Raw genomic sequence first — 25,263 nt, 5'->3', positions numbered from 1 at the left:
GTCGGTGCCGCGGGGGTGGGCGTTACCGGTCCTGAGCCCTAGCCGATTAGTGTGACGACGTCGTCCAGGTGGAGTGCGGTAGTGCTCAGGCCGAGGTCGCGCGCGAGTTGGGGGACTTCGGGACGCTTCAACTTGGCCTCTGAGAGGACTTCGTCGTTGCCGAAGACTTCCGTGCAGCCGCCGTCCGCAATGATCTTTCGGTTTGCCATGGCAACGACACGGGTGAACGAATCGACGACAAAGCGCATGTCATGGGTGATGGCGATGACGGCGACTCCTTCTGCTTCCAGCTCGTCCATCAGCCGATTGAGCAACTTCAGGCCGCGCCCGTCGAGCCCGGCGGTCGGTTCGTCGAGGATTACGTATTTGCAGTCCCCGACGAGGATGGCGCTGATGGCGACGAACTTCTTGATGGCGAATGGCAGGTCGTTTGGATTGACCTTCAGGAACCGGCGGATTCCCGTCATCTTGGCGGCCCGTGCGACCCTTGCCTCGGTCTTTTCCTGATCCCATTTGAGGTATTTAGGCATATATTCCAGCTCGCCCTGGACATCGCTGCCAAAGATTTGGTCGTCCGGGTTTTGGAATACGTAGCCGACGCTGCGCGCCGTGGTTGCCGTGGTGCGCTCCGTGGTGGCGACGCCGTCGACCAGGACTGATCCGGTGCTCGGTTTCAGGAGCCCGTTCATCATCTTCACCGTGGTTGTCTTGCCGGCACCGTTTTGGCCGACGATGGCCACGCGTTCGCCGTCGTTGATTCGCAGGCTGACGGAGTCCACGGCCAGGGAGCCGTCGGGGTAGGAGAATGACGCGTCAGAGAGCACTATGGGCATGGGGAGCCTCCTTGATTCGATCCGAGACCAGTTGTGCGGCTTCGGCGCGGGTGATGGGGACCGAGCTCAGGGGTTTGCCGGCCCTGGCCAGGGCGAACGCCAATTCGGTGACTTCCGGGTATGGTACACCTGCGTCGCCAAGGCCGTCCGATACGAGTACGTCACGCGCTGGGCCTTCCATGACAACCTGGCCGCCCTTCATGACAATGATGCGGTCGGCGTACTCGGCCATGAGGTCGATCTTGTGTTCGACGAGGATGATCGATTTTCCGCGTTCCTTGAGTTGGCGGATGATGCCAAAAACCGCTTCCGACGCGTCGGGGTCCAGTTGTGAAGTGGGCTCGTCGATGATGATGAAGTCGGCGTCCATGGCGATGATGGAGGCGAAGGCGACTTTTTGCCGCTGGCCGCCGGAGAGCTCGTTCGGGTTTTTGCGGATCAGGGCCTCGAGGCCGAGCTCGCGCACGACGACGGTCACCCGTTCGATCATCTCTTCCCGCTCGATGCCCAGATTTTCCAGGCCCAGTGCGATTTCTTCAAATACGGTTTCCTTGACTCCGCTGATCTGGGTAAACGGGTTTTGGAAGACGTAGCCGATTGATTTCGACAGTTCGGCCGGGTCCCAGTCCAGGAGGTCCTTGCCCATGATCCTGACTTCACCTGTGAGTTCTCCATGGTGGAAGTGGGGGATGATGCCGCGAATGACGCTGCACAGGGTGCTCTTGCCGCTGGCGTTGAGACCAACGACGCCGTAAAGGAGGCCGGGTTCGATGGTGAGGGAGATGTCGGTGAGCGCCGGTTTGTCGCCGTACGCATAGGTGAAGCCGACGTTGCGAAGTGACACTAGTTCCATATGAATACCGCTCCAACAATTGAAAGGACCGCGCCGAGGGCAACCGCGCAGACGACAATGATTTCGGCGGAGCTTACGGGCCGGAGGCTGACGAGGTGTGAATGCCGGTTCCGGGAGTTGAACGCCCGGGCATCCAAGGCCAAGGCGCGTTCTTCCGTCTGGCTCATGGCTGCCAGGAAGACGGGCGCCAGGATGGGAAGGAAGGCGGTGGTTCGGCGAACCATCCCGCCCTCGGTTTCGATGCCCCGGGACTTCTGGGCATCCATGACCACTTTGGTGTTCTTGCCCAAGTCGGTAATTGCTTGGAAGGACGCCAAAATGATGTACGTGGCGCGCGGGGTAACGCCGCGCTGTTCCAGGGCCAGCATCAGGTTTTTCATGGGTGTGACGGCGAAGAAGAAGGTCACGGCCCCGCAGACGGCCATCACGACAAGTGAGAAATTTAGACCTTGGATGATGCCTTCGGCACTGATGGAGATGGGCCCTACGGTCCACAAGATGTGATTACCTGGCAGAAAGGCGGCGCGGAGGACGAAGAGGATGAGCCCGACGACGGCGAACAGTTTTCCGTAGAGCGGCAAGAACGTCTTGGCCAGGCCCGCTGCCACCGACAAGACGGCGAACAGCAGGCAGATTGCTGCCGGCCCGGCCGGGCCCGGTAGTGCTATGGCTGTCACTGAACAGGAAAGCATGATGATGGCAAAGCTGATGGGATTGAGATCCCGAATCCGGTTGCCGGCGGTGGCCGGAGACCGGAAGCTGTTGATGAAGTCCTGGTCCAGTTCGTGAACGGTTGAGGAGCCCATCATCCAAGTGCCAATTCATCGTCTTCGTCGTCAACCGGGTTGACCGCGGAAGTGGTGGATGTGGTCTTGGCCTTGTTGAGGTATACGTAGCCCAGCGGCAGCTTCACGAAGAGGCGGGTGGGGATGCGCTTGAGAATCAGGAACACCACGAGCACGGTGGGGATCTTGTCCAGGAAGTCCATGGGGATTGCGGCTGTGAAGACGGCCGCATTCAGGTCCATGCCGGCTGCGACCAGGGCGCCGACAATGAGGGCGCCACCGCTGCCGCCGAGACCGCCGAAGACCCAGATGGTGATGAGGCCGCCGAGGATGCTTCCGATCAGGGCGAACGGGATCGAAGCCAGCAAGGTCTTCCAGAGGCTCTTAAACACGCCATGCTTGGACAGCCAACCGGCCAGAAACCCGAAAAGGATGCTCAACGTGGCGTACGGTGCCAGCGTGGGGGAGGTGATGGAGTTGATGAGGTTGGAGATCGTTCCAACCAGGGCTCCGGGCAGTCCACCGCAGAGTGCGCCGACCAAAATGGTGCCGATGCTGTCCAGATACATGGGGAGCTTGAGAAGGATGGCGATCTGGCCGCCAATAAAGTTGGTGGCGATGCCGATGGGGATCATGAAAATGGTCAGGCGGCCGTAGCTGCGCATCAGGGCGGAAAATCCTTTTTTATGTTTCATTTCTATTCCTCCGATTTTTTATGTGGAAATGCCGCGTTGGGCGGCCAGTTGTTTTCAGATGTTTTATGGGCCTTGAACATTTTTTTGGGCCGGAACGGTTTCGGTTGGGTGGGGGCCGCACGACGGCCTTAGGCGGAGTGTGAAATCACACTCGTGCCGGACAACGGGGTGCCCCGGATCCCTTGCGAGCAGGTTGACGGCCACCTTGGCGATTTCCTTGAGCGGCTGGACGACGGTTGAAATCGCCGGGACCGCGTATTCAGAGTCGTCCGTGCCGTCGAAGGTGATGATGGCCAGGTCTTCCGGTACGCGGATCCCGAATTCGGCGGCCGCCGCCAACAACCCGATGGCTTGTCGTTCGTTGGAGGCAAAAACCGCTTCGGGCAGCTGGGGGAGGGCGAACAACCTGCGCCCCGCTGCCCGCCCCCCTTGGCGGGAAAACGTCGCCTCCAGCCGCCACATCGGTTCGATCTCCAGACGGGCCGCTGCCATGGCGGTTTCCCATCCGAGGGTGCGGTCCGTGGCCGTGAAAAGGTTTTGTGGGCCGGCGACGATCCCAATCCGCGTGTAGCCGTGCTGTATCAGGTGGGTGGTGGCGGCATGGGCGCCGGCGACGTTGTCCACGGCGACCGAAGAAACGAGTGCCTGGCGGTCCACCCGGTCCAAGATGACGGGTTGGACCCCCGCCCTGACGGCCTCACTCACGTCGGGATCGCTGTCGACGCCAATAAAGAGGATTCCATCAATCTGACGTTGCAGAAACAAATTTAACAATGTCTTCTCACGGACCTTGTTCTCGGCCGAATCACCCAGCAAAAGCACCTTGTCCTGGGCGGCCACTGCCTCTTCGAGTTCATGCGCCAATGCAGCAAAGAAGGGGTTGGAGATGTCCGGGACGATGAGCCCGTACGCGCCACTCACCCCGGAAGCCAGGGCTTGGGCAATTCCGTTGGGGGAGTAGCCAACCGAGTCGATTGCTGCCAGGACGCGTTCGCGGGTGGCCGCCGAAACAGGTCGCGGACCGCCATTGACAACATAACTAACGACGGCGACCGACGTGCCGGCGTGCCGGGCAACGTCTTCCCTCGTTGCCCTGCCCGATCTGGTCCCCGTCACCGCGCACCGACAAAAGTGGCGGTGGGCAGGGACTGCTCCAACTGGGCGAGCGTGGGGTAGGCGAGCGTTGTGCCGCGACGCTCGACGGCGATGGAACCGGCAGCTACTCCCCAACGGACCGCCTCACGCAGCGAGTCGCCCCTGGCCAAAACTGACACGACAGCGCCAACAAAGGCGTCGCCGGCGCCGGTCGTGTCCACGACCTTTTTCGGGACAGGTGCCGGTTGGTGCCAGCATTCCCCGTTCCCAGCTGCCACGGCACCGTCTGCACCGAGCGTAATGACCACTGAGGGGCAAAGCCGTTCCGCCAACAGTTTGGCCGCCGATTTGGCGCTCTCCACGCTGTCCAGCGGATCCGTCTGCCCGAAGACAGACTCCAGCAATTGTCCGGCTTCACCTTCGTTGACGATCAGGGGATCAGCGAGCCGCATAGTGTCGTCGTCCAGACGGAGGAACGGCGCCAGATTCAGCACGAACCTTATGCCACGGGAACGGCATTCGCGCGCGAACGCATCCGTCAGCGCACCCGCAGTCTCGCCCTGGGCCAACGCAATGAGTTCCCGGCCCTGAGCAGACGCGGCGGACCGCTCCACAAGGTTTTCGACATCCGTGGTCTCAATCTCGACGTTGGCCCCGGAAACGACGCAAATGGTGTTTTCGCCCTGTGCATTGACGGTGATGTACGCGGCCCCGGTCGGACTCGCTGTGGATGCTGCCAGGGCCTGTCCATCGATTCCAAAGGCATCGAATTGCTGGCGGACGTAGTCCGCGAAACCGTCGTCGCCAACCCTGCCAATAAAGTCGACCCGAGTCCCCAACAGCGAGGCAGCCACGGCCTGGTTGGCACCCTTGCCACCCAACCCCACCTCGCCACGCCCGGCCAGGATGGTCTCGCCCGGTGCGGGGAAATCATCAACATAAATGAATGTGTCGACGTTGACGGACCCCAGGATGACGGCGATTCCATCCGGCGCCTCCGTGGTCATCGAAATATTCAAATCACTCTCTCCATCGAGTTTCCCCATTAATAAAATAGAGGGGGTTTCCTTTTGTTCTACAGGGATTGTCTACGCGCGTAGAATGTGTTATGGAACACACTAAATAAAACGAAAGGTTATTGTCAAAGCATCGTTATTGTTACGAGGCAATTGTCTTTTGTTACGTCGCGGTCTGAATATCGACTGGTTCTGAAGGAAGGCGGCTGGGATCGATGCAGTACGTCAATTCCACCAGCCCTCGACGGTGGACGGCTGGGGGCTGCGGGGTGGACGGGGGCCGAGCATGCCGGGGATGTCCCGTGTGGGTGCCGGGCGGGTTGTCACTGCCGTCGGGCCGTGCCGTTTCGATTCGAAAGTCAGGGGCCATGGTGGGTGCTCCCTGGTGGGGCGAAATAGTCCAGCGCCGTCAATGCCAGGGCCGACGCGCCGTCGTGGATGGCCCGGTTGGCAGCGTCGCCGATGCAGTGGGCGGCGAAGTCGGGTTGGTGGTTGGCGGCGGGGAAGCAGCCCAGCCCGATGTACGGGTGGATGGCTGGTACCAGCTGGGATACGTTGCCCATGTCCGTGGACGCCCTGTTCATGGTGGCTTGCCCGGTCGGGGCATCGAAGCGGCGGCCCAGGGATTCGGCGTGTTTTTTGTACAGTGACAAGGCCCGTTCATCGGTGCGGAACTCCGAATATGGCTCGGACTCCGGGGTGATGGTCAGTTCGGCGCCGGTGGCGAGGGCACCCGCCTGGAAGCAGCGGCGCACACGTTGGTCGAGCGGGCCCAGTTCGGCCAGCGTCTCGGCGCGCACATACCAGCGGCCCTCCGTATGGTCCGGGATCGCGTTGGGTGCCTGCCCGCCCAGTGTCTGGATGCCGTGGACGCGCGTGCCTGCGGGCAGCTGTTGGCGCAGCAGGCCAAGCGCCACCTGGGCGACGAGGAATGCATCATTGGCGTTGACGCCTTTGTCCGGGTAGGCGCCGGCGTGTGCAGACTTGCCCCGATACTCCACGTGGTGATGGGCCACGGCGAACGGTTGCGCCTCCGCTGAGTCCACCGGACTCGGATGTGCCATCATGGCCAGGTCCAGGCCGGCGAACGCGCCTCGCTTCATTAGCTCGATCTTGCCGCCGCCACCCTCTTCGGCCGGCGTGCCGTACAGTTCGATGGTCAGTGCGTGGTTCCTGGCGAAGTCTGAAAGCACGACGGCGGCGCCGACAGAGGTGGCGGCGATCATGTTGTGGCCGCACGCGTGGCCGAGTCCGGGCAGCGCGTCGTATTCGGCCATGAGCCCGACCCTGCGGGAGCCGTTACCAAAAGCCGCCCGCACGGCGGTGCTTAGGCCGAGGTAGTTCCGTTCCACGGTAAAGCCGTGGGACTCTAGCAGGCTGGCCGTCCATGCACTGGCTTGATGTTCTGCCCAGCCGAGTTCCGGGTTGGCATGCAGCCGCTCGGAAAACTCGATCAGGGAGGGAAGCTCTTCCGCGACCAGTTCGAGCACCCGATCACGGGCGAGGTTGTGCGATGGGCTGCCGGGCCGCGGGGCGCCATTGTCCGTCTCAGCGGTCATCGCCGGCAACTCCATAACCAACGGAGGCGGCCGGGTCCAGGCCCCGCACCACGTATGCCTCGCGTTGCGGCAGCCACAGGTCAAGGACGGTGCCGAGCTCGCCGACCGGGTCGTCGCGCCAGTCGACACGCAGGTCCGTGTCGCGCCAGCCGTGGCCCGAAGTCACGGACAGTCCGGCCGAATGGACCGGCCCGGCCTCGCCGCCGGCGCCCAGGCCGGCGCGCAGCGCCGCCAGGAGCCGTGTCTCGAGTTCACCGGTGGCAGCCGCGAACGCGTCGCACATGGCCTGGGGGACGGCTTCGTCGCTCAGCATGTTGCCGGCGGCTGCGCAGTTCCGTCCCGTCCCTTCGCTGAAGGTGCCGAGTGTGTGCGCACCGCTGAAAACGGCGGATCCGCCGGCGGCGTCGAGCACCACGATCTGCCGGTAGTCGATGCCCGGTTCCTGCGCCGTCAGCCTTGCCAGCGCCGCGCCCGCCGGGGCCCCCGCTTCCATGGCGTCCAGCAGTTCTGTGCCGAGGCGCGGATCGGTAATGTTCTGCGAGCTGACTGCGCCCACCCCGTCGCGCAGATGGGTGCAGCGGGCTGCCACGGCGGGGGAGGAGGAGGTGACGGCCAGGCCGAAGCGGCCGGCGCCGTCGGTGCTGGCGATGCTGAGCGTCATGCTGCACCGCTGCTCAGGACGGCGGTCGCGTCGATCTCCACTACCCATTCGGGCCGGGCCAGCGCACTGACGACCAGCCCCGTCGAGACGGGGAACACGCCCTTGAGCCAGCGGCCCATGGTGCGGTACACGGTCTCCCGGTAGCGCGGGTCGATCAGGTACACCGTGACTTTCACGATGTCCTCCAACGTGCCGCCGGCTTCCTCCAACAGCATCTGGATGTTGGCCATGGCCTTTTCGGTCTGCGCCTCAACATCGCCGACGCCCACGGACTCGCGGGTGTCCAGGTCCTGGCCGATCTGGCCGCGAAGGTAGACCACGCCGTTGGCCACCACCGCCTGGCACAGGTCGTTGTCCAGGTTCTGTTCCGGGTAAGTATCCTTGGTGTTGAATTTTCGGATGCGTGTATGTTTCGTCATCAGAACGCTCCGATCGCCACGCGAGCGGCCTGGTCGTTTTGGGTGAGGTAGCCCCGCTGGATTTCGATTTGGTCTGCGACATATTTTGCGTCGTGCCATACCCCCCAAATGAAGCTTGACCCCCGGCGCGACTGCCATGGAAGTCCAAGGAAGTAGACGCCCGGCTCGGAGGACACCCCCCGTTGCTGGCGTACCTTCCCGAGTTCGTCGAACGCGTCGACTTGGAGCCAGCTGTAGTCGGCCGTGAAGCCGGTTGCCCAGACGATCGAGGCCACCCCGGCTCCGGCGAGGTCGAGGGCCGGGATGGGGTCGGTAACGCTCGCCGGGTCGGGCCGCACAATGCGGGCCTCAGGTTCCTCCGGAAAGTCGAGGCCGTTGCGCTCGATATACGCGTCGGCCTCGTCGAGCAATTCCAGGTAGTGGGCGTCGCCGTTCACGATGTTGTCGCGGAGATCCGCGGCGAAGTGCATGGTTCCGTTCTCGAAGGATTCAGTCCGTCCGACGAGCCGGATGCCGTCCTCGGCGAGGGCACGGAAGTCCACGGTACGACCGCCGTCCGCCCCGCTCACCGCGATCGTGACATGGTCCGCGCCCAGAGGGGGAGCAGAGGCCTCCCACTTGCCGAGCACGCCGAGCCACCAGCAGAAGTCCAGCCCGCGGTAGCTCCGCGGGGGCCGGTCATGCGGTCCGACGGAGAGATAGACCTGCCGGCCGGAGCGCTGGATTTCAGCGGCAATCTGCACGCCGGACGACCCTGCCCCGACAACGAGAACGGCGCCCTCAGAAAGTTGAGCCGGGTTGCGGTAGGAACTGGAGTGGATTTGCACGAGCCCCGCAGCTTCGGGAACGACGGCGGGGACTACGGGCTGCTGGAACGGTCCCGTCGCAGCGACGACGTACCGTGCGTCGAAGTCTCCGACCGTCGTCTCGACGTGGAAGCCGGGTGCACCGACGTTCCTGCGCACCGAGGTCACTTCGACCCCGCAGCGGATCGGCGCGGCAATCTTCTCCGCGTAGGTGACGAAGTAGTCCGCGACCTGTTCCTTCGAGGCGAAACCCTCCGGTTCCATGCCGCTGAACTCCAGACCCGGAAAGCGGTCATGCCAGGCGGGACCATTGGCCACCAGGGAGTCCCACCGCTCTGAGCGCCACCGTTCTGCGATCCGGTGCCGCTCCAGGATGAGATGCTGTATGCCGCGTTCGCCCAGGTGTTCGCTCATTGCGATCCCGGCCTGTCCGGCACCTATGATGAGGACCTCAACCTTCTGGCTTGGCATGACTGTCTCCTATTTCTTGGCAATGGGCCACATTGCCGCTTGGCTCGCATGGCGTCCTGGCACGTCCGTGCTGGGATTCCGTACGGGGTCGTTTGTTTTCCCAAGCCTGACAACATCAAGTGCATCTGTCCAACAGTCTTTTCTGACGAAATACATCTGAAAATCAGATCTATCGATTAGGCTTGGAAAATGGATGTGACCCTTACCCAGCTGCGCTATTTCGTGGAGGCGGCCGCCCGGCTGTCCATGACCGGGGCCGCGGAGCGCCTGAACGTTGCTCAGTCCGCGGTGTCGGCTGCAGTGGCCCAGTTGGAGCGGCATATTGGCACCCAGTTTTTCATCCGGCAGCGCTCCAAGGGACTGGTGTTGACGCCGGCCGGGGAGTTGTTCCTCTTGGACGCCCAGGCAGTGCTCGGACATCTGGAGGAGGTGGTCGACCATGCGCGCGTGGAGCAGCAAAGCGTGGCCGGGCGTTTGCGCCTGGCATGCTTCAGCACCCTGGCGCCGTTTCTGCTGCCGGGCCTGCTGGCCAAGCTAAGCGACCAACACCCACTGTTGGAGGTGGAAGTGATTGAAGCCGACGCCGCAGGATGTTCGGCCGCCCTCCTCAGCGGCCGGGTCGACCTGGCACTGAGCTACGACATGGGCCTTCCCGAGGGCATCGCCACAACCGTCGTCGATACCTCCCGCCCCTACGTGGCGCTGCCACCCGGGCACCGGTTGGCCGGGCGCGACGGGCTGTCCCTGGCCAGCCTCGCGAACGAGCCCTTCATTCTGCTGGACCTGCCGCACACGCGCGATTTGATGTTCTCGATCCTGGGAGTGGCCGGTCTTGCCCCGACGGCCCGCTTTCGCTCCGCAAGCTACGAAACGGTGCGCACGTTCGTGGCCAACGGGCACGGATATTCGATCCTGCACCAACGCCCGCAACACGACATGACGTACGACGGTGGCACGGTGGCCATGGTTGCGATCAAGGACCCGGTGCCCACCCTGGACACCGTGCTGGCGCACGTCCGCACGCAGCGGGTTACGCCGCGGATGCGCGCGGTGATCGGGACCCTGCGTGGTCAGGTTGCCGCACGTGGGTAGTGCCGAGAGGAAGCTGTCCACGACAAAGCCCTGGCTCGGGCATGGCCGGTGAATCTTAGGCGTCCACAGTGTCCGTGGATACGGAATGAATTGGTGACGTGGCGTCCTCCAGCTGGAGCCATCGGTCCTCGTCTCCGAGACGCGCTCCGTCCGCCACTTTGGCGTGTTCATCGCTGGGTCGATGTTGTCGGCGTCGATAAAGGGACAGCCGAGGCTGTCCGGGGCGGTGCATGATCGCTTTCGTGCGCGAGGCCAGGATCAGAGAAATCCCTTTCCGGTGTCCCGCTGGAAATTGGTATCAGGGTGGTAATCGAGTTGGCGATGATATGCGGTTTGCGACTGCTTCGTTGAGAGCATGAACGGCGGGGCCGCTGGTGTGTGCGGCGAGTTGGTCCGCACGTTCCATTTTTCGATTATTGTGCCGGTGGAACCAGGGGGCGATGCGTCTAGGGCGTGACTCTCCTAAGTAGGGTGGTCGCTGCTTGATTGACTTGGAGGGTGTCGCGTTTCCAGGCTTTTTACGGATGATCAGTGTGCCCGGGTTGAGCCGTTTTTGCCGGGTTCCGATGGCCGGCGAGGGCGCTCGTTCCGCAACCACGGCCAGGTTGTGGAAGGCATCGCTTACCGGTTCCGGTGTGGGATCGCTTGGCAGGAGATGCCCGGGCAGTTCGGAATGTGGCAGACAGTGTGGAAGCGCCACCGTCGGTTCGCTGCGGACGGGACATGGCATCGCATCAATCAGATGCTGCTCGCCGAGGCTGAAGCCACCGGGGGCAGTGAGTGGACTGTTTCGGTGGACTCCACGATCAACCGCGCCCACCAGCACGGGACAAATCTTCCGCGCTCCACAGGGGATCCGTCGAATGAGAAGAAACCGTGGCTTGTGCCTGTTGACCACGCCGTGGCCCGTTCCCGGGGTGGGTTGACCACGAAGATCCACCACGCCTGCGATGGCAAGGGCAGGCCCCTGGCATTCATCCTCGGCCAGCCCGGGCCAAGGTTCGCACTCACGCATGTTCGAACGCGTCATCAACACGGTCACCGTCCCTCGACCAGGGGGTCGGCAGGGCCCGGAGCCGCCACTTGAGGCTGAAGAAAACCGCCATTCCTCACCAACAGCTACAACCGTGACGCTCCGCAAGTTTTCTGTCAGCCTGGCATTAGCAGGCTGAAAACACCCGACCGGGCCATGATGGCGGCACCGACGGCCATATAGAGAACGGGGACTGCCCAGTGCCCCCAGCGGCCGAGGGCGTCAATGACCTTCGGGTGCGTCGTCAGCCAGGAGGCTGCGGTGCACCACACCGCGACGAGCGCGGCAAACGCCACCACTGTCAACAGCCCAGACTGCTCATCCATTCCACGGAACAGCGGCACGTAGACGGCGACGTTATCGCCGCCATTCGCTAGAGTCATGGCGGCTACGGAAGCCAGAGATGCCGCGGCAGCGGGGGCCCGCCCGGTGTCCGCCTGGGCAATGCGCACCAAACCACGCACTCCCAGCGTGACGGGTACGAGCCCGAGCAGGCCGACCCATTGGAGGGGGACGGCCGCCAGTCCCAGTGCGGCCAGAATCGAAACAGCCACAATAGCGCCCAGCCCCAGATATTGTCCGGCCCAGATTTTCCACGTCTTGGGAACTTCGGCGGCCCGGTGCGAGAGGAAGAGGATTGCGAGCACCACGAGAGCATCCAGATTGGTGGCGGCGAATGCCCCGGCCGCGGTCAGTAATGTTCCGATCACATCCATGCTCTGTCTATCCTAACCGTGTTCAACACCATCGCCCGGGAAGTCGGCAAATACCCTTCCAGGGCACGCGGCATCTCCAAGGCAGCACGACGTGTTGGTCTACGAGTTCGGCGAGGTGAAGGCTTTTGCTGTCGGGGTTCAGCTGTTTGACCTGTCTAACGTAGCTGAAGCCGTCTGCAAGCACCGGATTTTCGTTATGTGTTTTTGCCGGGGCAGGGGTGAGTGAGTGCTAGCTCGGCGACCTTCAAGGAGATGTCGTAGTGGTTGGCTTCGAAGCCAAAGTTGCCCCCGACGCCGCAGCATTCAGTGGCTTCGCACGCTCGCCCGTCCGGGGACCCCGCCCACCGAAGCGCCGACGCGCCCCGGCACGCCACCGTCGTGACTGGAGCACACTTCGGCATGGGACTCGAGCCCGGTGTCGGGCAGTCACCACGATGCCCCGCCGGCAGCTGGGCTGTGGACTACAAGCCGCGGCCTCATTGTGCTGCGGGCGGTTGTGGATGCATCCCGCCAGCTGGATGCGGTCATGGCGACCTTGTGGGACATGTCGTGCCTCGCTACGTTGACGGGAGAGAAGTGTCGGGGGCAGCGATACTGGTCCCGGTTGTCGTCGTCGCAGGCGCAGCCGGATGGGGCTAACGACGCGAAAATGCGCTACGGCACGAACCACGAGGGCTCCACGTTCTGGCCAACACCCGGACCCTGGAAGTGACCGAGGCAAGGCATTTGCTGCGCTTCCCTGCGTTCACCGCCCTCGGAGGTGCCACATTCGCTCCCGCGCCCGACGTGGCTTGAGAGCAGCTAAATCCAACCGTGGTCGCGACGTGGCTTCGCACGCAAAAGTGCTCGGCCGGTTATTTTTTCGCCCGAGCACTTTTGCGTTGGGGTCTATGGCATAAGGCCCGCCACGGCGGGAGTTTCCGTGATGATGGGGGCATCGGAGACGGTCTGGACAAACCGCTTGATGCGGGGATCGGCGTTGGCGCCGAAGAGCGATTCCGGCGGACCTTGTTGGCCTACGGCGCCGTCTTCCATGAAGACCACCCAGTCCGCCACATCGCGAGCCAGCTTCATTTCGTGGGTGACGATCACCATGGTGATGCCCTCCCGCGCCAGGTCGGCGATGACGGAGAGCACCTCCTGAACCAATTCCGGGTCAAGGGCCGAGGTTGGCTCGTCAAAGAGCATCACCGACGGTTTCATGGCCAAGGCCCGGGCGATGGCCACGCGCTGCTGCTGTCCACCGGAAAGCTGGTGCGGGTACTTCTTGGCATGGGCGGACATGCCCACCTTTGCCAGCAGATCCATTCCGAAATTCTCGGCCTCAGTGCCGGACATCCGCCGCAGCTGGACAGGCGCCAACGTCACGTTTTCCAGAACGGTCTTGTGCGGGAAGAGATTGAACCGCTGGAACACCATGCCCACGTTGCGGCGCTGGAGCGAGATGTCTTTGTCGGAGAGGGCCTCGATCCGCCCTTGGGCGTTGTACCGGTGGCCAAGCAGCTGGCCATTGACCTCGATCACGCCACCGTCGGCCGGCTCGAGGTGGTTCAGCGTGCGCACCAGCGTGGTCTTGCCGGAACCGGAAGGCCCAATAACCACCACCACTTCGCCGGCGTGCACATCGACATCCACGCCCTTGAGGACCTGGTTTCCATGGAACGATTTGGTAACGCCCTGGGCGTGCACCAGCTTCTCGCCGGAGTGTGCGCGCCGTTCCCGGCCGCGGGCAACCCGACGCTCGATGCATTCCGGTTCGCTTTGCAGCGCCGGGCGGCGCCGGTTGACGTCCAATTTGCGCTCCAGCAACGCCCGCAGCTGGTCAAACACCGTCACTAGCATGACGTAGAACACGGCCACTGAGAGCAGGGTTTCGAGCACCATGAAGTTCTGCGTGTACAGCTGCTGACCCACCAACAGGATCTCCTGGAGTGAGATGACGCTGGCCAGGGAGGTCAGCTTCACGATGGAGACGAATTCGTTACCCAGCGCCGGCAGGGCGATCCGGAACGCCTGCGGGACGACGATGTGCAGCTGGACCTTCCCATAGGGCAGGCCCAGCGCCCTGGCGGCCTCGCGCTGTTCGATGGATACTGACATCAGCCCGCCGCGGTGGATCTCCGCCATGTACGCGGACTCGCTGAGCACCAGGGCGATCAGCGCGGAGGAAAAGGAGGAGCCGAGCACCACGGACGTCGCCGGGAACACCTGCGGAATGTTGTAGGCGAACACCAGCAGCACCAGCAGGGGCAGACTGCGGAACAGCCAGACATACCCCCGTGCCACCGTGGAGAGCAGCCTGGATCGGGACTCCTTCATCAGCGCCAGCCCGATGCCGGCGACATTGGAGATCACCCAGGCCAGTACGCTGAGGACAACCACCAGCCCGGCGGCCTTCCACAGGTTCGGGTCAAGGAATAGCGAGAATGTGTACTCCCAGTTGAATTTCATGGTTACCCCTGGGCCAACGACTGCGCCAGGACAGCCGGGTCAACGGGATCCAGGTTGTACTGCTTGAGGAGCTTGGCATAGGCTCCGCTGGCCTTCATCGCTGCCAGGCCGGCGGTCAGGCCGTTGGCCAGTTGGGTGTTGCCCTTCCGCACGGCCAGCCCCACGGCCACCGGGTAGATCAGCTTGGTGCTGGTCATCGCCACCGCGCCATTGGTCTTCCCGACCACGGTTTTGGCCACCGCGGCATCGGTCATCTGGGCGTCCACCTGGTGGGCCAGCAAGGCCTGGGTGGCCTCGGGATCGGTGGGGTACTGCTTGACGGTGATGGGCTGCTTGCCGTTGGCCTTGCACTTGTCGCTTTCGCTGCCAGGCAGGATGGTGGCAATCACCGTCGCCGTCACGACGCCCACTGTCTTGCCGCATAGGCTCTGGGCTGTGGCCAGGGCCGGCTGGCCGGCGGCCACCAGAATCGAATTGCCCGTGTCAAAGTAGGGGACAAAATCCACCTGCTTGGACCGGGCCGTGGAAACGTACAGTGTCGAGGCGATCACGTCGTAGCGGTTGGCCTGGATGCCGGCCACCACCTGGGCGAATCGGGTGTTGATGAAGTTGGTCTTTACGCCCAGTTCGGTGGCCATGGCGTTCATGAAGTCGACGTCGAAGCCTGCCGGTGCGTTGCCGTTGAGCGTGTCGTAGGGCGGGTAGGTCAGGTCGCTGCCCACGGCCAGGACGCCGGGGGTCAGGGTCTTGACGGTGGCTACCTTGGCGACGTCGTTGGCTCCGGTGCCTGGGGAGCTTGCACTTCCGCAGGCGGAGAGGGCAAGAGCTGCGGCCAGGGCGGCAACTGTGAGGGCGGCGATTCGTTTGCGGTTTTTCATGGGAACAACGTTCCTTTCACGGAGAGCGTTTAGTTGAAGCGCAAGGCGCCTATTTGCACCAGAGCTTGACGGCAGTGGCGTAGACATCAATGATTTGCCGGTATTTGCCCAGTTCCACCCATTCGTCGGCCCAGCTGAACGGAGGGGTGCCGGGTCCTACGTTGACGGCGGGGATGCCGTATTGCTTCAGCGGAACCATGTCTGTCCAGAACTGGATGCCCTGATACACCGGTTCGGTTCCCGTCGCCCGTACGGCGGCGGCAACGGTGGTGGAAATGTCGGAGGAACGGTCGATCTCGTAGGGGAGGCGTGGCCCGCTGAGCCAGTGGTCACTGAACTCGACGGTGGCCTGGATTCGCGGGTCCACGGCTTTGAGGTTGCTGATCATCTGCTCCACTTGCAGTTTGACGTCGTAGGGGTCTTGGGAGGGCAGCAGCCGGATGTCGCACGTCATTTCGCAACGGTCAGGAACCTGGTTGTGCTTGGTGCCGCCATGGATAGTGCCAATGTTCAGGTTGGGCCCGCCCGGAAGGTCCCGGTGCGGGGTGTAGGGCATGGTGCCTTCAAGCTCCCGCATCGCGGCCAGGATTGGTTCCATGGTCTCGATGGCATTCAAGCCCATCGCCTTGGCTGAAGTGTGGGCCTGCTTTCCGAACGTGGTGATTTTCAGGTAGGCGGCGCCACGGTGCACAGTGCCAATGGTGTTGTCGGTTGGTTCGCCGCAGATGGCGGCATCGGCCGTGAAACCGGCGTCCAAAAGCGAGCGGGTGCCAACGCCGCCCTCAAAATGACACGAGACCCCCTGAAATATGACGTCCCCGCGCGGCCTTTCAGCGGAGGTGGCGATGCGGCGCATGACCGCCAGTGCCGCTGTCGTCGCTGCCTTCATGTCAGCTATGCCGGCACCATACACGCGGCCATCTTCAACCTCCGGAAGGAACGGATTCTTCGTCCAATCCGGTGATGTTTCGTAGATGTCCAAGTGCCCGTTGAGGATCAGTGATTTTCCGCCTCCTGTACCGCGGATCCGCCCGCCAACGCTGGGTCGGCCGGGCATGGAATCAACCAGTTCGACGTCGTCCAGGCCCCATGAGCGCATCTGCTCGGCCATGAATTCGGCCAGCTGCCGTTCAAGCCCCCACGTCGAATCGATGGCGAGGGTGTCGAACAAAAGCTGAAGGTCGGGATCGGTCATGGTCTTCTCCTTGGGACTGGCGACTGCGATGGGGATGTGATCGACTATGCAGCGGATCACACTTCATGTAAAACAGATGTAATCGAAGAAGGGTTTCGCTTTAACCGATGTCTAACGTCAGCTTGCGTCAACTGGAGTACCTGATCGCGGCCGCGGAAACGGGAAGTGTCACCGCCGCCGCGGCACGCGTCTACCTTTCCCAATCGGCCGTTTCGACGGCGTTGACGGACCTGGAGGAGGCGCTCGGTGTGCAGATCTTTATCCGGCACCCGCGCGGCCTCGCGCTGACCAATGCGGGGCAGCAGGTCCTGACCGATGCGCGTCGGCTGGTGGCAGGTATGGAGGACCTGAGAAATTCGGCCCGGGAGTCCAGCCAGTCCCTCTCCGGCAAGCTGGTGGTGGGTTGCTACTCCACTCTCGCGCCCATCCTGCTGCCACGGGTCATTGCAGACTTCACCGCATCGCACCCGGGCGTGGACTTGAGTTTTATTGAGGGATCGCAAACCCAGCTGACGGAACAGCTGCGGAACGGCACCTTGGATCTGGCCCTTCTTTACGAATATGACGCGGGCAGCAGCCGTTTTGCCAGGGACATGGCCGTGACCGTGGTGGTCCCCACGCCGCCGTACGTGATCCTGCCCGAGCGTCATCCCCTGGCGAGCCGCGAGACGCTTTCACTCAAGGAGCTGGCCCCGCTGCCGTTGATCCTGTTCGACCTGCCGCCGGGCGGGGATTATTTCCTCAGCTTTTTTTCCGATGAAATCCTGGCCCCCAACATCAAATACCGCACCACCAGCTTTGAAATGGTCAGAGCGCTGGTGGCGCGCGGGCTGGGCTATTCGATTCTGAGTCAGCGGACCAACATCAACATGAGCTACGAGGGTTTGGGGTTCGTCACGCGGCCGCTGACCGGTGAAATGCCCGGTCTGAACGTTGCAGCGGTGCACCTCAGTGGCGTGCGGCTGACCCGACGGGCTGTGGCCTTCATCGACCAGTGCCGGACCTCGCTGGGCGCCGGGGCGTAGTCAGCCTTCCGTCCGCTCGCACCCCGCGCAACCCTGGTATCCATGCCGTAATGTTGCCGACGTCGGCGAGGGTTCTAAAAAATCGAAGGCAATGCTCTGAAAGTTATGTTGGACACATATCCGGGCCGCTCCCAATACTGATTGCAGACCAACTCCGCAACAGGACAAAGGAGCACACGATGACTGTTTCAGCCAATAGAACCTCCGCGGACGCCCCCACCGCCCGACCCTACGATCCGTTCATCGCCGCGATGGGCTCGGTGGCCACCGGCGTCACAGTAGTGGCCACCGACGGCGCCACGGGCCGGTTCGCCCAGACGGTGAGCGCCATGTGCTCCGTCTCCGTGGACCCCCGCCTGGTGCTGGTGTGCATCAACAGCCGCAGTCCCATCAACGAGGCCATCCAGGCCAATGGCACCTTCACGGTCAACGTCCTCGGCAGCCATCATGACCATGTTGCCGACACCTTCGCCGGCCGCCCCTGGCCTGGCAAGGAGCCATGGGACTTCACCTGCGGCGAATGGGTGCCGGCACCCTCCGGGGCGCCGCGCATCCGCGATGCCGTCGCCAGCTTCGACTGCACCATCCACCAGATGGTGGAGGCCGGCACCCACCGGATCTACATCGGCCTCGTCGCCGACATCGAAACGCACGGCGGGGAGCCGCTGATCTACAGCGCCCAGACCTATGCCAAGCCCCTCCCCGTCCTGCCATCGGTGTTTGACGACTACCCCGGCTCTGGGCCCACCTACCGCAAGAACACTAAGGAGAACGCCAAATGATCCGCACCGGAGATGAATACCGCCAGTCCATCCGCGACGGCCGCAAGGTTTGGATTGACGGGGAAAAAGTGGCCGACGTCACCACCCACCCGATGTTCAAACCGATTGTCGACGTCCGTGCCCGGATCTACGACTTGGCCCACGAGGACGCCACCCAGAAGGTCATGACGTACGCCAATGAGGAAAACGGTGAACTGAACGCCATCGCCAACCGGCTGCCCACAACACAGCAGGACTGGCACGATAAGCGGGCCGCGGTGGACCTGGTGCAGCGCGAGGCCGGCGGCGTGGTCACCCGCGTCGGGGACGAGACCATCGGAGAAATGTGGTCCCTTTTCGACGGCCAGGACGTCCTCAACGAGGTGGACCCTCGGTTCTCGGAGAACATCCGACGCCACATTGCCAAGTCCATCACGGCCGACCCCTTCCATGTCTCGGCCAACACCGACCCCAAGGGCGACCGTTCAAAGGCCCCGCAGGACCAGGACCCGGACATGCTCCTCCATGTGGTCCGCGAGACGGATAGCGGCATTGTGGTCCGCGGCGCCAAGTACGAGACGGCGGCGGCCTATTCCAACCAGGCGTTCACCAAGCCGACGATCGCCAACTGGGGCAACAGCGAGCTCTCCGCCTACGCGGTCGGTTTCGTCATGGACATGGGCACGCCGGGGCTGAAGTTCATCTCCCGCACCGGCTTTGCCGGCAAAGGGCCTGCGGATGACTATCCGCTCGCCAACCGGGTGGACGAGGTGGAATCATTGGTCGTGTTCGACGATGTCGAGATCCCCTGGGAAGACGTGCTCTTCTACCGGCACACCAAGGCCGCCGCGTTCATCCGTTCCACCTTGCACCGCTACAGCGCCTTCCCTTTTGTCCAGCGCACCCTCCACCTGGCCGATCTGATGATCGGTGCCGCGCTGTGGAACGTCAAGCAGACAGGGCTGGAAAAGCAGCAGGCCGTCCAGGAGAAGCTGGCGCAGCTGGCCTGCTACCGCGAGGGCATCAACGCCCACCTCACGGCCGCCATCGCCAACGCCGAAACCAGTCCGGGCGGGCTTCTCATGCCCAACCAGTCCCTCCTCTACGCCGGCCGTGTGACGGCCCTGTCGCAGCTGCCGGCGATGATGCACATTGCCCGCGAGCTGTGCGGCGGTCAGATCTGCATCACCCCGGACGCTGCCACCTTCGGCGACCCGGAGGTGGGGCCGTGGCTGGAGAAGTTCTACTCGATCAACGACAACTGGGTCTCCGAGGACCGCCGCAAACTGCTCTCCTTCGCCCGCGACCTGCTCAACAGCGACTACGCCGGACACCGGCTAACGTTCCAGCTCTTTGCCCAGTCCCCGCCCTTCGCCCAGCTGGGCGCCGTCTACCGCAACTTCGACTTCGACGGTCCGCTGGGACTGGTCAAGGCCTCCGCGGGGCTCTCTGACAAGATCGTTGGCGGGGTGCCGGACTGATGGATCACACCAGGATCACGCCCTTCAACACGAAGGAAACATACCCGGCTCGGGACGTGGACAATGACCTTTGCCCGGCCGCGGCCAGCGGCGTCATCCATCTGCGCGGCCAGATGGGCCAGGATCCGGACGCCCGGCAATCCGTCCACCGGGCCATGGGCAAGTGGCTCAAGGGCATCTTCCCGGTGTCCACAGGGTCCGGGGCCGGTGCCCTGTCCCGTACCGAATGGCTGGCAGGCGCCGATGCCGCAGCCCTGCCCACCACTTCCGCCACCACCATCGCCGCTGCGGCGAACTAACTAGGAGTTTTGATGACGTTTTCCCTTGTAGCCCACGACACGCAGACGGGTGCCTTCGGCATGGTGGTCACCTCGTCCTCGCCTGCCGTTGCCGCCCGTTGTGTTCACCTGCGCCAGGGCGTGGGCGGTGCCGCCTCGCAGAACATCACCGATCCCGGACTGGGCTCGCAGCTGCTGGACCTCCTCGAGGCCGGCACCCCGGCGGACGAGGCGATGGCCAAGCTGGTGGCCGGCACACCGGACGTCGACTACCGCCAGCTCAGCGTCGTGGACGCGCACGGTGGCACCGCCTCCTTCAGCGGTTCCGCGACGCTCGGCACTCACCGGACGGTGGAGGGCGACGGCGCCGTGGCCGCCGGAAACCTGCTCGCCTCACCGGAGGTCGTGGATGCCATTCTGGCCGGCTACAGCTCGGCGGCCGGCGCCTTTGAGGACCGGCTGCTGGCAGGCCTGGCAGCCGGGCGCGACGCCGGCGGCGAGGAGGGCCCTCAGCATTCGGCGGGACTCGTCGTCGTCGGCCAGGCAGCTTGGGCCGTCACGGACCTGCGCGTGGACTGGGACGAGAAGGACCCCATTGCCAAGTTGGTGCAGCTCTGGACACTGTGGCAGCCGCAGAAGATGGACTACTACACCCGCGCAGTCAGGCCAGGGACGGCCCCCAGCTACGGTGTTCCGGGGGACTTGTGAACAACTTCAAGGACATTGTCGGCGCGCGCGTCGACGCCCTTGCGGGGCGCCTGCGGGCGCTCTCGCACCGGATCCATGCCCATCCGGAGGTCGCCTGGCAGGAGACCCACGCCTCGGCCTGGGTGGCCGCCGAACTGGCCGGGGTGGGGTTCACGGTGGAGAGGAACCTCTGCGGACTGCCGACGGCGTTTGCCGCCACGGTGGGCAACGGCAGCCTGCATCTGGGCCTCTGCGCCGAATACGATGCCCTGCCCGGGTTGGGGCATGCGTGCGGGCATAACATCATCGCTGCGGCTGCCGTGGGTGCGGCCGCCGCGCTGGCCCCGGTGGTGGACGCACTGGGCATCACGCTCACCGTCTTCGGCACGCCGGCCGAGGAGGGTGGCGGCGGCAAGATCGAGTTGCTGGAAGGTGGTGCGTTCGACGGCGTGCACGCGGTCATGATGGTCCACCCGGGCCCACTGGATGTGGCCCGGGCCGAGCCGTACGCCGTCTCGCACAGCAAGATCCGCTACCGGGGCAAGGCCAGCCACGCCGCTGCCTATCCCGAGCACGGGGTCAATGCAGCGGATGCCTTCACCGTGGCGCAGGTGGCCATCGGGTTACTGCGCCAGCAGCTCGAATCCGGGGTCCGCATCCACGGCGTGGTCACCAGCGGGGGAGAGGCGCCCAACGCCATCCCCGAAGTGACGGAGGGCCGCTGGTACGTGCGGGCCGGCTCGCTGGCCGAGCTGTCAGTGCTGGAGGAAAAGGTACGTCGCTGCTTCGAGGCCGGCGCACTGTCCACCGGCTGCGAGCTGGAAATCGAGGCAGAGAGCAAGCAATACGCCGAATTCGCCACCGACGAAGCGATGCTGGAACTCTACGTCGCCAACGCCACGGCGCTGGGCCGGACGTTCACCACATCCGGGCCGGACATGCGAATGAATCGCGCGTCCACCGACATGGGCAATGTGTCCCAGATACTTCCAGCCATCCACCCGTACATCGGTATCGGATCGCTGCCAGCGGTTAACCACCAGAAGGAATTCGCCGCCGCCGCCATTACGGCCGCCGCGGACAGCGCTATCGTCGACGCGGCCAAGGCCATGGCACATACCTGCATCGACCTGGCCGAAAGCGACACACTGCGCGCTCGGCTGATCGGCCGGCAGTCCGGCCGGACCCTACCGGAAATCCCGGAACTACCGCTGGAAATGGAGACTGCCGATGTCCATTGAGATCCGCCCTCGAACGCGCCGGGAACACGATCTGATCGGCTGGCTGGACGTGCCGTCGCAGGCCTACTACGGCGTCCACACGGTGCGCGCCAGCCTGAACTTCCCCATTTCCGGCGTCTCGATCGGGCACTACACGCACCTGGTGGTGGCCCTGGCTGCGGTCAAGGAGGCGGCCGCCACCACCAACCACGAGCTGGGGCTGCTGGACGGTCCACGCGCCGACGCGATCGTGGCCGCCTGCCGCGAGATCCGCGCCGGCAAACTCCACGACCAATTCATTGTTGACGTCGTCCAAGGCGGGGCGGGCACCTCCACCAACATGAACGCCAACGAGGTCATCGCCAACCGGGCGCTGGAACTGATGGGCTCAGCCCGCGGCCAGTACGAGCTGCTACACCCCCTGGACCACGTAAACCTGGGCCAAAGCACCAACGACGTCTACCCGACGGCGCTAAGGCTGGGACTGCACCGCGCCGCGGAGGATCTGCTGGCGGCGATGGCGTTGCTTCGGGAATCTTTCGCTGCCAAGGCCGTGGAGTTTTCGAGCTATTTGAAGATGGGGCGCACCCAGCTCCAGGACGCCGTACCGATGACCCTGGGCCAGGAATTCCGGACGTTCGCTGTCATGATGGCAGAGGACGAGCAGCGGCTGCGCGAGGCGATGAACCTGATCCGCGAGGTCAACCTCGGCGGCACTGCCATCGGCACCGGGCTGAACTCGCACATCGACTATGCCCGGCTGGCGTGCGAGAATCTGGCGGGGATCAGTGGCGTGGGCGTCGTGCCGGCCGGAGACCTTATCGAGGCGACACAGGACGTGGGAGGGTTGGTCCAACTGCACAGCGTGCTCAAACGCATTGCCGTGAAGCTGTCCAAGGTGGCCAACGATCTACGGCTGCTCTCCTCCGGCCCGCGCGCAGGCTTTGGCGAGATCCAACTGCCCGCCGTCCAGGCAGGCTCCTCGATCATGCCGGGCAAGGTAAACCCGGTGATCCCTGAGGTGGTCAACCAGGTGGCCTACTCCGTGGTTGGCAACGACATCACCATCACGATGGCCGCTGAATCCGGCCAACTGCAGCTCAACGCATTCGAACCGGTCATGGCACGGGCCCTGTTTTCCTCGCTCGGCGAATTGCGCTCCGCGTGCACCGTGCTGGGCGAACGGTGTGTGGACGGGATAACCGCTGACCCCGCCGCCTTGCTGGCCAATGTAGAGCGGTCTATCGGGTTGGTCACCGCACTGGTCCCGTACCTGGGCTACAAGTCCTCAACTGAGGTGGCCCAGCAGGCCATGGCCACCGGCGCCCGCATAGTGGACGTGGTCCGGGACAAGGACCTGATGAGCGACGCCGAGCTGGCCGTTGTTCTGGGCTCCCCGCACCTGCTCACCGCGCCCGGCCTGCGGGCCGCCCCACCCGCTGGCTGAGCCTGCCTGAACCGTCCCGGGAATGGGGACTGCTCAGGTTTCGTTGAGTGGGTCTTCGGCTAAGTGGGGATTCGTTTTTGCTGAACTGAGCGGTGGCGGATTGTGCGGCTTACGACATGTCCGGTGTCAAGAACCCCTGTCATCTAGACATTCGACGGACCGGGTTACTGGGGCCATGTCGATATCCGAGTTGGAAACCGCATGATGTGGAGCGCGCTTAGTCGATCGGCCGGAACTCTACTGCGCCCCATATCGTGGAATTCGGGGACGGTGTATTTCGTGCTTGTGCGAGGCCATGGACAGGATGGTGTTGTTTTTGGACGAGTAGTCTGCTCTTTTAGGTCCGCCGTACATACTTCGGAAATGTCGGCTCGGATTGGATGAAGGCTGAGGTGCGGGCCCGCTTAACGGCGACTTACGAGGCCTTCACGGATTTCGGAGGTAAGTCGCTTCGGTCTACGTTTCCGAGGTTGTGCGCTACCGTTTGGTGATGTTGAAGTTGAAGGAGAATCTGTCGGCCCGGTAAATCGTGGTGGCTTTCTCTACCGGTGTTCCGCGGCGGTTCATGCCAACGCTGCAGACCATGAGGCCGGGTGCGCCTGGGGTTTCGCCAAGCAGCCGCGCATCGCTGTCGGAAAGCCGGATGGCGGAAACGCTTTGGTCCGCGGAGTCTAGTTCGATGCCGTATTTTTCTGCCAGCAGCTCGTGCAGGGATCCGCTGACGTCGTCGTGGATGAGGCCGTCGACAAGGTCGTTGTTGAAGTAGGTCTCCTCCACCGCGATCGGTGAGCCATCGGCCATGCGCAGCCGTTTGAGGCGGAAGACCACGGCGTCCTGCAGCAGGCCCAGGTCGCCAGCGACTAGGCTGTCCGCCAGGGTGATTTCCTTCGAGATAGTGCGTGACTCCGGGACGTGTCCGCGTTCACGCATATCCTCGGTGAACGAGCTTAGTCGGGGGCTTTTGCGGATGGTGGTCCGGCCTGAGACGAAAGTCCCTGAGCCTTGGATTCGGTAAATGAGGCCATCGCTTTCCAAGCTGTCCATCGCCTGCCGAATGGTCATTCGGCTGACCCTGAAGCGGTCCATTAGCTCGCGTTCGGACGGTAGCGGATCTCGCGGGTGCAGGCTATGCAGGATTTCTGATTCGAGTTCCGCCCGGATTTTTGCGTACTTGGGCAGCCTACGCAGCGCGGCAGTCTCCCGAAGAAGTTCTGACGAAGTCGTGTTGAGCGAGAGATCGCCGATGGCGCTCACCGTACCACCAGCTGGTTCCTTTCGGACGGGCTGCCACCTGCGCTGGTGGCAGCCGCCCGGGTTCGGTTTCTGATGAAGGCGGTGGCTTTGCGGCTACCTTTGTTTCGCTTCGGCATTCCTACTCCCTGTTTGAGACTTGAACTCATTGTCTACCTTGATCGGTCTGAGGTCGATCTTGCTACTCGCAATCTTCCGACGCGAGCAAATCCTGTTTCCGTTGGTCTAGAGCACTTTCCACTGTAACGCCATAAGTAAGCCATGGATGTGAGAATTAGTGATAACGATGAGATAACGACTCTAGACCAATTTCCGTGGCGGGAACTAGTGTCGGTCTCGGGGACAGGACTGTGATCCGAACCACTGCGGAGCAGGCCGGTCCCTGCCACCTCAACTTTTTCCAATGGGAGGACTTCAATGCAGTTAGGACAGCTTCAGGATCAGTTCAAGGGCATCACGGCGATTGCCGCCACGGCCTTCGACGACGACCAAGAGGTTGATGCGAAGGCTATGCGCCGGCATCTTCGCTTCATGGTGGAAAATGGCATCACAAAG

Annotated in this window: 23 protein-coding genes and 1 pseudogene; 9 read left to right on the top strand and 15 right to left on the bottom strand. The window is 63.4% G+C overall.

Going from position 1 to position 25,263, the window contains the following annotated elements; all coding sequences use genetic code 11:
- Nucleotides 1–38: 38 nt before the first annotated feature.
- From G6035_RS17370 to G6035_RS17325, 10 genes are all read right to left on the bottom strand, one after another.
- A complete protein-coding gene (locus G6035_RS17370) occupies nucleotides 39–833 on the bottom strand; it encodes an energy-coupling factor ABC transporter ATP-binding protein (RefSeq protein ID WP_176618362.1) in 795 nt (264 codons plus the stop codon).
- Nucleotides 814–1,677, bottom strand: a complete 864-nt coding sequence (locus tag G6035_RS17365; protein ID WP_218063318.1) for an ABC transporter ATP-binding protein — start codon at nucleotides 1,675–1,677, stop codon at nucleotides 814–816. Before G6035_RS17365 ends, G6035_RS17370 begins: the two co-directional genes overlap by 20 nt.
- Nucleotides 1,677–2,495, bottom strand: a complete 819-nt coding sequence (locus G6035_RS17360) for an energy-coupling factor transporter transmembrane component T (RefSeq protein WP_176618360.1) — start codon at nucleotides 2,493–2,495, stop codon at nucleotides 1,677–1,679. The genes G6035_RS17365 and G6035_RS17360 overlap by 1 nt, the downstream gene beginning before the upstream one ends.
- Complete coding sequence (locus tag G6035_RS17355; protein ID WP_176618359.1) at nucleotides 2,492–3,166, bottom strand: ECF transporter S component; 675 nt, start codon at nucleotides 3,164–3,166, stop codon at nucleotides 2,492–2,494. Before G6035_RS17355 ends, G6035_RS17360 begins: the two co-directional genes overlap by 4 nt.
- 63 nt (nucleotides 3,167–3,229) lie before the next feature.
- Nucleotides 3,230–4,282, bottom strand: coding sequence for a LacI family DNA-binding transcriptional regulator (locus tag G6035_RS17350; protein ID WP_176618358.1), 1,053 nt, complete (start codon nucleotides 4,280–4,282; stop codon nucleotides 3,230–3,232).
- Nucleotides 4,279–5,268 (bottom strand): ribokinase, encoded by a 990-nt coding sequence (locus tag G6035_RS17345; protein WP_176618357.1) that lies wholly within the window; start codon nucleotides 5,266–5,268, stop codon nucleotides 4,279–4,281. The genes G6035_RS17350 and G6035_RS17345 overlap by 4 nt, the downstream gene beginning before the upstream one ends.
- A 368-nt stretch (nucleotides 5,269–5,636) precedes the next feature.
- Nucleotides 5,637–6,836 carry a M20 family metallopeptidase gene (locus G6035_RS17340; RefSeq protein WP_176618356.1) on the bottom strand — a complete coding sequence of 400 codons (1,200 nt, stop codon included), beginning with the start codon at nucleotides 6,834–6,836 and terminating at the stop codon, nucleotides 5,637–5,639.
- On the bottom strand, nucleotides 6,826–7,497 hold the full coding sequence (locus G6035_RS17335) for a DUF1028 domain-containing protein (RefSeq protein WP_176618355.1): 672 nt from the start codon (nucleotides 7,495–7,497) through the stop codon (nucleotides 6,826–6,828). The genes G6035_RS17340 and G6035_RS17335 overlap by 11 nt, the downstream gene beginning before the upstream one ends.
- Nucleotides 7,494–7,916, bottom strand: a complete 423-nt coding sequence (locus G6035_RS17330; protein ID WP_176618354.1) for a RidA family protein — start codon at nucleotides 7,914–7,916, stop codon at nucleotides 7,494–7,496. Before G6035_RS17330 ends, G6035_RS17335 begins: the two co-directional genes overlap by 4 nt.
- On the bottom strand, nucleotides 7,916–9,193 hold the full coding sequence (locus tag G6035_RS17325; RefSeq protein WP_176618353.1) for an NAD(P)/FAD-dependent oxidoreductase: 1,278 nt from the start codon (nucleotides 9,191–9,193) through the stop codon (nucleotides 7,916–7,918). Before G6035_RS17325 ends, G6035_RS17330 begins: the two co-directional genes overlap by 1 nt.
- 189 nt (nucleotides 9,194–9,382) lie before the next feature.
- On the opposite strand from G6035_RS17325, the gene G6035_RS17320 reads away from it, so the two are divergent.
- Together G6035_RS17320 and G6035_RS20705 are read left to right on the top strand one after the other, a co-directional pair.
- Nucleotides 9,383–10,285 carry a LysR substrate-binding domain-containing protein gene (locus G6035_RS17320; RefSeq protein WP_176618352.1) on the top strand — a complete coding sequence of 301 codons (903 nt, stop codon included), beginning with the start codon at nucleotides 9,383–9,385 and terminating at the stop codon, nucleotides 10,283–10,285.
- 529 nt (nucleotides 10,286–10,814) lie between these two features.
- Nucleotides 10,815–11,372: pseudogene (locus G6035_RS20705) on the top strand (IS5 family transposase); the annotation flags it as partial.
- Between the two features lie 62 nt (nucleotides 11,373–11,434).
- Here the strand turns inward: G6035_RS20705 and G6035_RS17310 are convergent.
- From G6035_RS17310 to G6035_RS17295, 4 genes are all read right to left on the bottom strand, one after another.
- The gene (locus G6035_RS17310; RefSeq protein ID WP_176618350.1) at nucleotides 11,435–12,034 is read right to left on the bottom strand and encodes a cadmium resistance transporter; all 600 of its coding nucleotides are present in this window, start codon (nucleotides 12,032–12,034) and stop codon (nucleotides 11,435–11,437) included.
- An 888-nt stretch (nucleotides 12,035–12,922) separates the two neighbouring features.
- Nucleotides 12,923–14,485 (bottom strand): amino acid ABC transporter permease/ATP-binding protein, encoded by a 1,563-nt coding sequence (locus G6035_RS20425; protein WP_176618349.1) that lies wholly within the window; start codon nucleotides 14,483–14,485, stop codon nucleotides 12,923–12,925.
- Between the two features lie 2 nt (nucleotides 14,486–14,487).
- Nucleotides 14,488–15,363 carry an ABC transporter substrate-binding protein gene (locus G6035_RS17300; protein WP_176618348.1) on the bottom strand — a complete coding sequence of 292 codons (876 nt, stop codon included), beginning with the start codon at nucleotides 15,361–15,363 and terminating at the stop codon, nucleotides 14,488–14,490.
- A 49-nt stretch (nucleotides 15,364–15,412) separates the two neighbouring features.
- Nucleotides 15,413–16,558, bottom strand: coding sequence for a M20 family metallopeptidase (locus G6035_RS17295; protein WP_176618347.1), 1,146 nt, complete (start codon nucleotides 16,556–16,558; stop codon nucleotides 15,413–15,415).
- Between the two features lie 107 nt (nucleotides 16,559–16,665).
- Here G6035_RS17295 and G6035_RS17290 point away from each other — a divergent pair, with 107 nt between their 5' ends.
- The 7 genes from G6035_RS17290 to G6035_RS17260 all read left to right on the top strand — a co-directional run bounded on the left by G6035_RS17290 (nucleotide 16,666) and on the right by G6035_RS17260 (nucleotide 23,457).
- Entirely contained in the window at nucleotides 16,666–17,583 is a 918-nt protein-coding gene (locus tag G6035_RS17290) for a LysR family transcriptional regulator (RefSeq protein ID WP_176618346.1), read from the top strand.
- A 179-nt stretch (nucleotides 17,584–17,762) separates the two neighbouring features.
- Nucleotides 17,763–18,365 carry a flavin reductase family protein gene (locus G6035_RS17285; RefSeq protein ID WP_176618345.1) on the top strand — a complete coding sequence of 201 codons (603 nt, stop codon included), beginning with the start codon at nucleotides 17,763–17,765 and terminating at the stop codon, nucleotides 18,363–18,365.
- Nucleotides 18,362–19,825 (top strand): 4-hydroxyphenylacetate 3-hydroxylase family protein, encoded by a 1,464-nt coding sequence (locus tag G6035_RS17280; RefSeq protein ID WP_176618344.1) that lies wholly within the window; start codon nucleotides 18,362–18,364, stop codon nucleotides 19,823–19,825. Before G6035_RS17285 ends, G6035_RS17280 begins: the two co-directional genes overlap by 4 nt.
- Complete coding sequence (locus G6035_RS17275; RefSeq protein ID WP_176618343.1) at nucleotides 19,825–20,124, top strand: hypothetical protein; 300 nt, start codon at nucleotides 19,825–19,827, stop codon at nucleotides 20,122–20,124. The genes G6035_RS17280 and G6035_RS17275 overlap by 1 nt, the downstream gene beginning before the upstream one ends.
- 12 nt (nucleotides 20,125–20,136) lie before the next feature.
- Nucleotides 20,137–20,811 carry a DUF1028 domain-containing protein gene (locus G6035_RS17270; RefSeq protein ID WP_176618342.1) on the top strand — a complete coding sequence of 225 codons (675 nt, stop codon included), beginning with the start codon at nucleotides 20,137–20,139 and terminating at the stop codon, nucleotides 20,809–20,811.
- Nucleotides 20,808–22,031 carry a M20 family metallopeptidase gene (locus tag G6035_RS17265; RefSeq protein ID WP_371131059.1) on the top strand — a complete coding sequence of 408 codons (1,224 nt, stop codon included), beginning with the start codon at nucleotides 20,808–20,810 and terminating at the stop codon, nucleotides 22,029–22,031. Before G6035_RS17270 ends, G6035_RS17265 begins: the two co-directional genes overlap by 4 nt.
- Nucleotides 22,021–23,457, top strand: coding sequence for an aspartate ammonia-lyase (locus tag G6035_RS17260; RefSeq protein ID WP_176618341.1), 1,437 nt, complete (start codon nucleotides 22,021–22,023; stop codon nucleotides 23,455–23,457). The genes G6035_RS17265 and G6035_RS17260 overlap by 11 nt, the downstream gene beginning before the upstream one ends.
- Before the next feature lie 477 nt (nucleotides 23,458–23,934).
- Here the strand turns inward: G6035_RS17260 and G6035_RS17255 are convergent, their stop codons facing one another.
- A complete protein-coding gene (locus G6035_RS17255) occupies nucleotides 23,935–24,711 on the bottom strand; it encodes a GntR family transcriptional regulator (protein ID WP_176618340.1) in 777 nt (258 codons plus the stop codon).
- Between the last annotated feature and the right edge of the window lie 552 nt (nucleotides 24,712–25,263).

It is taken from the genome of Arthrobacter sp. SDTb3-6, from assembly GCF_013376095.1.
GTDB lineage: Bacteria > Actinomycetota > Actinomycetes > Actinomycetales > Micrococcaceae > Specibacter.
The sequence above is the reverse complement of the archived record's forward strand: the minus strand, read 5'-3'. Positions and strand labels throughout refer to the sequence as shown.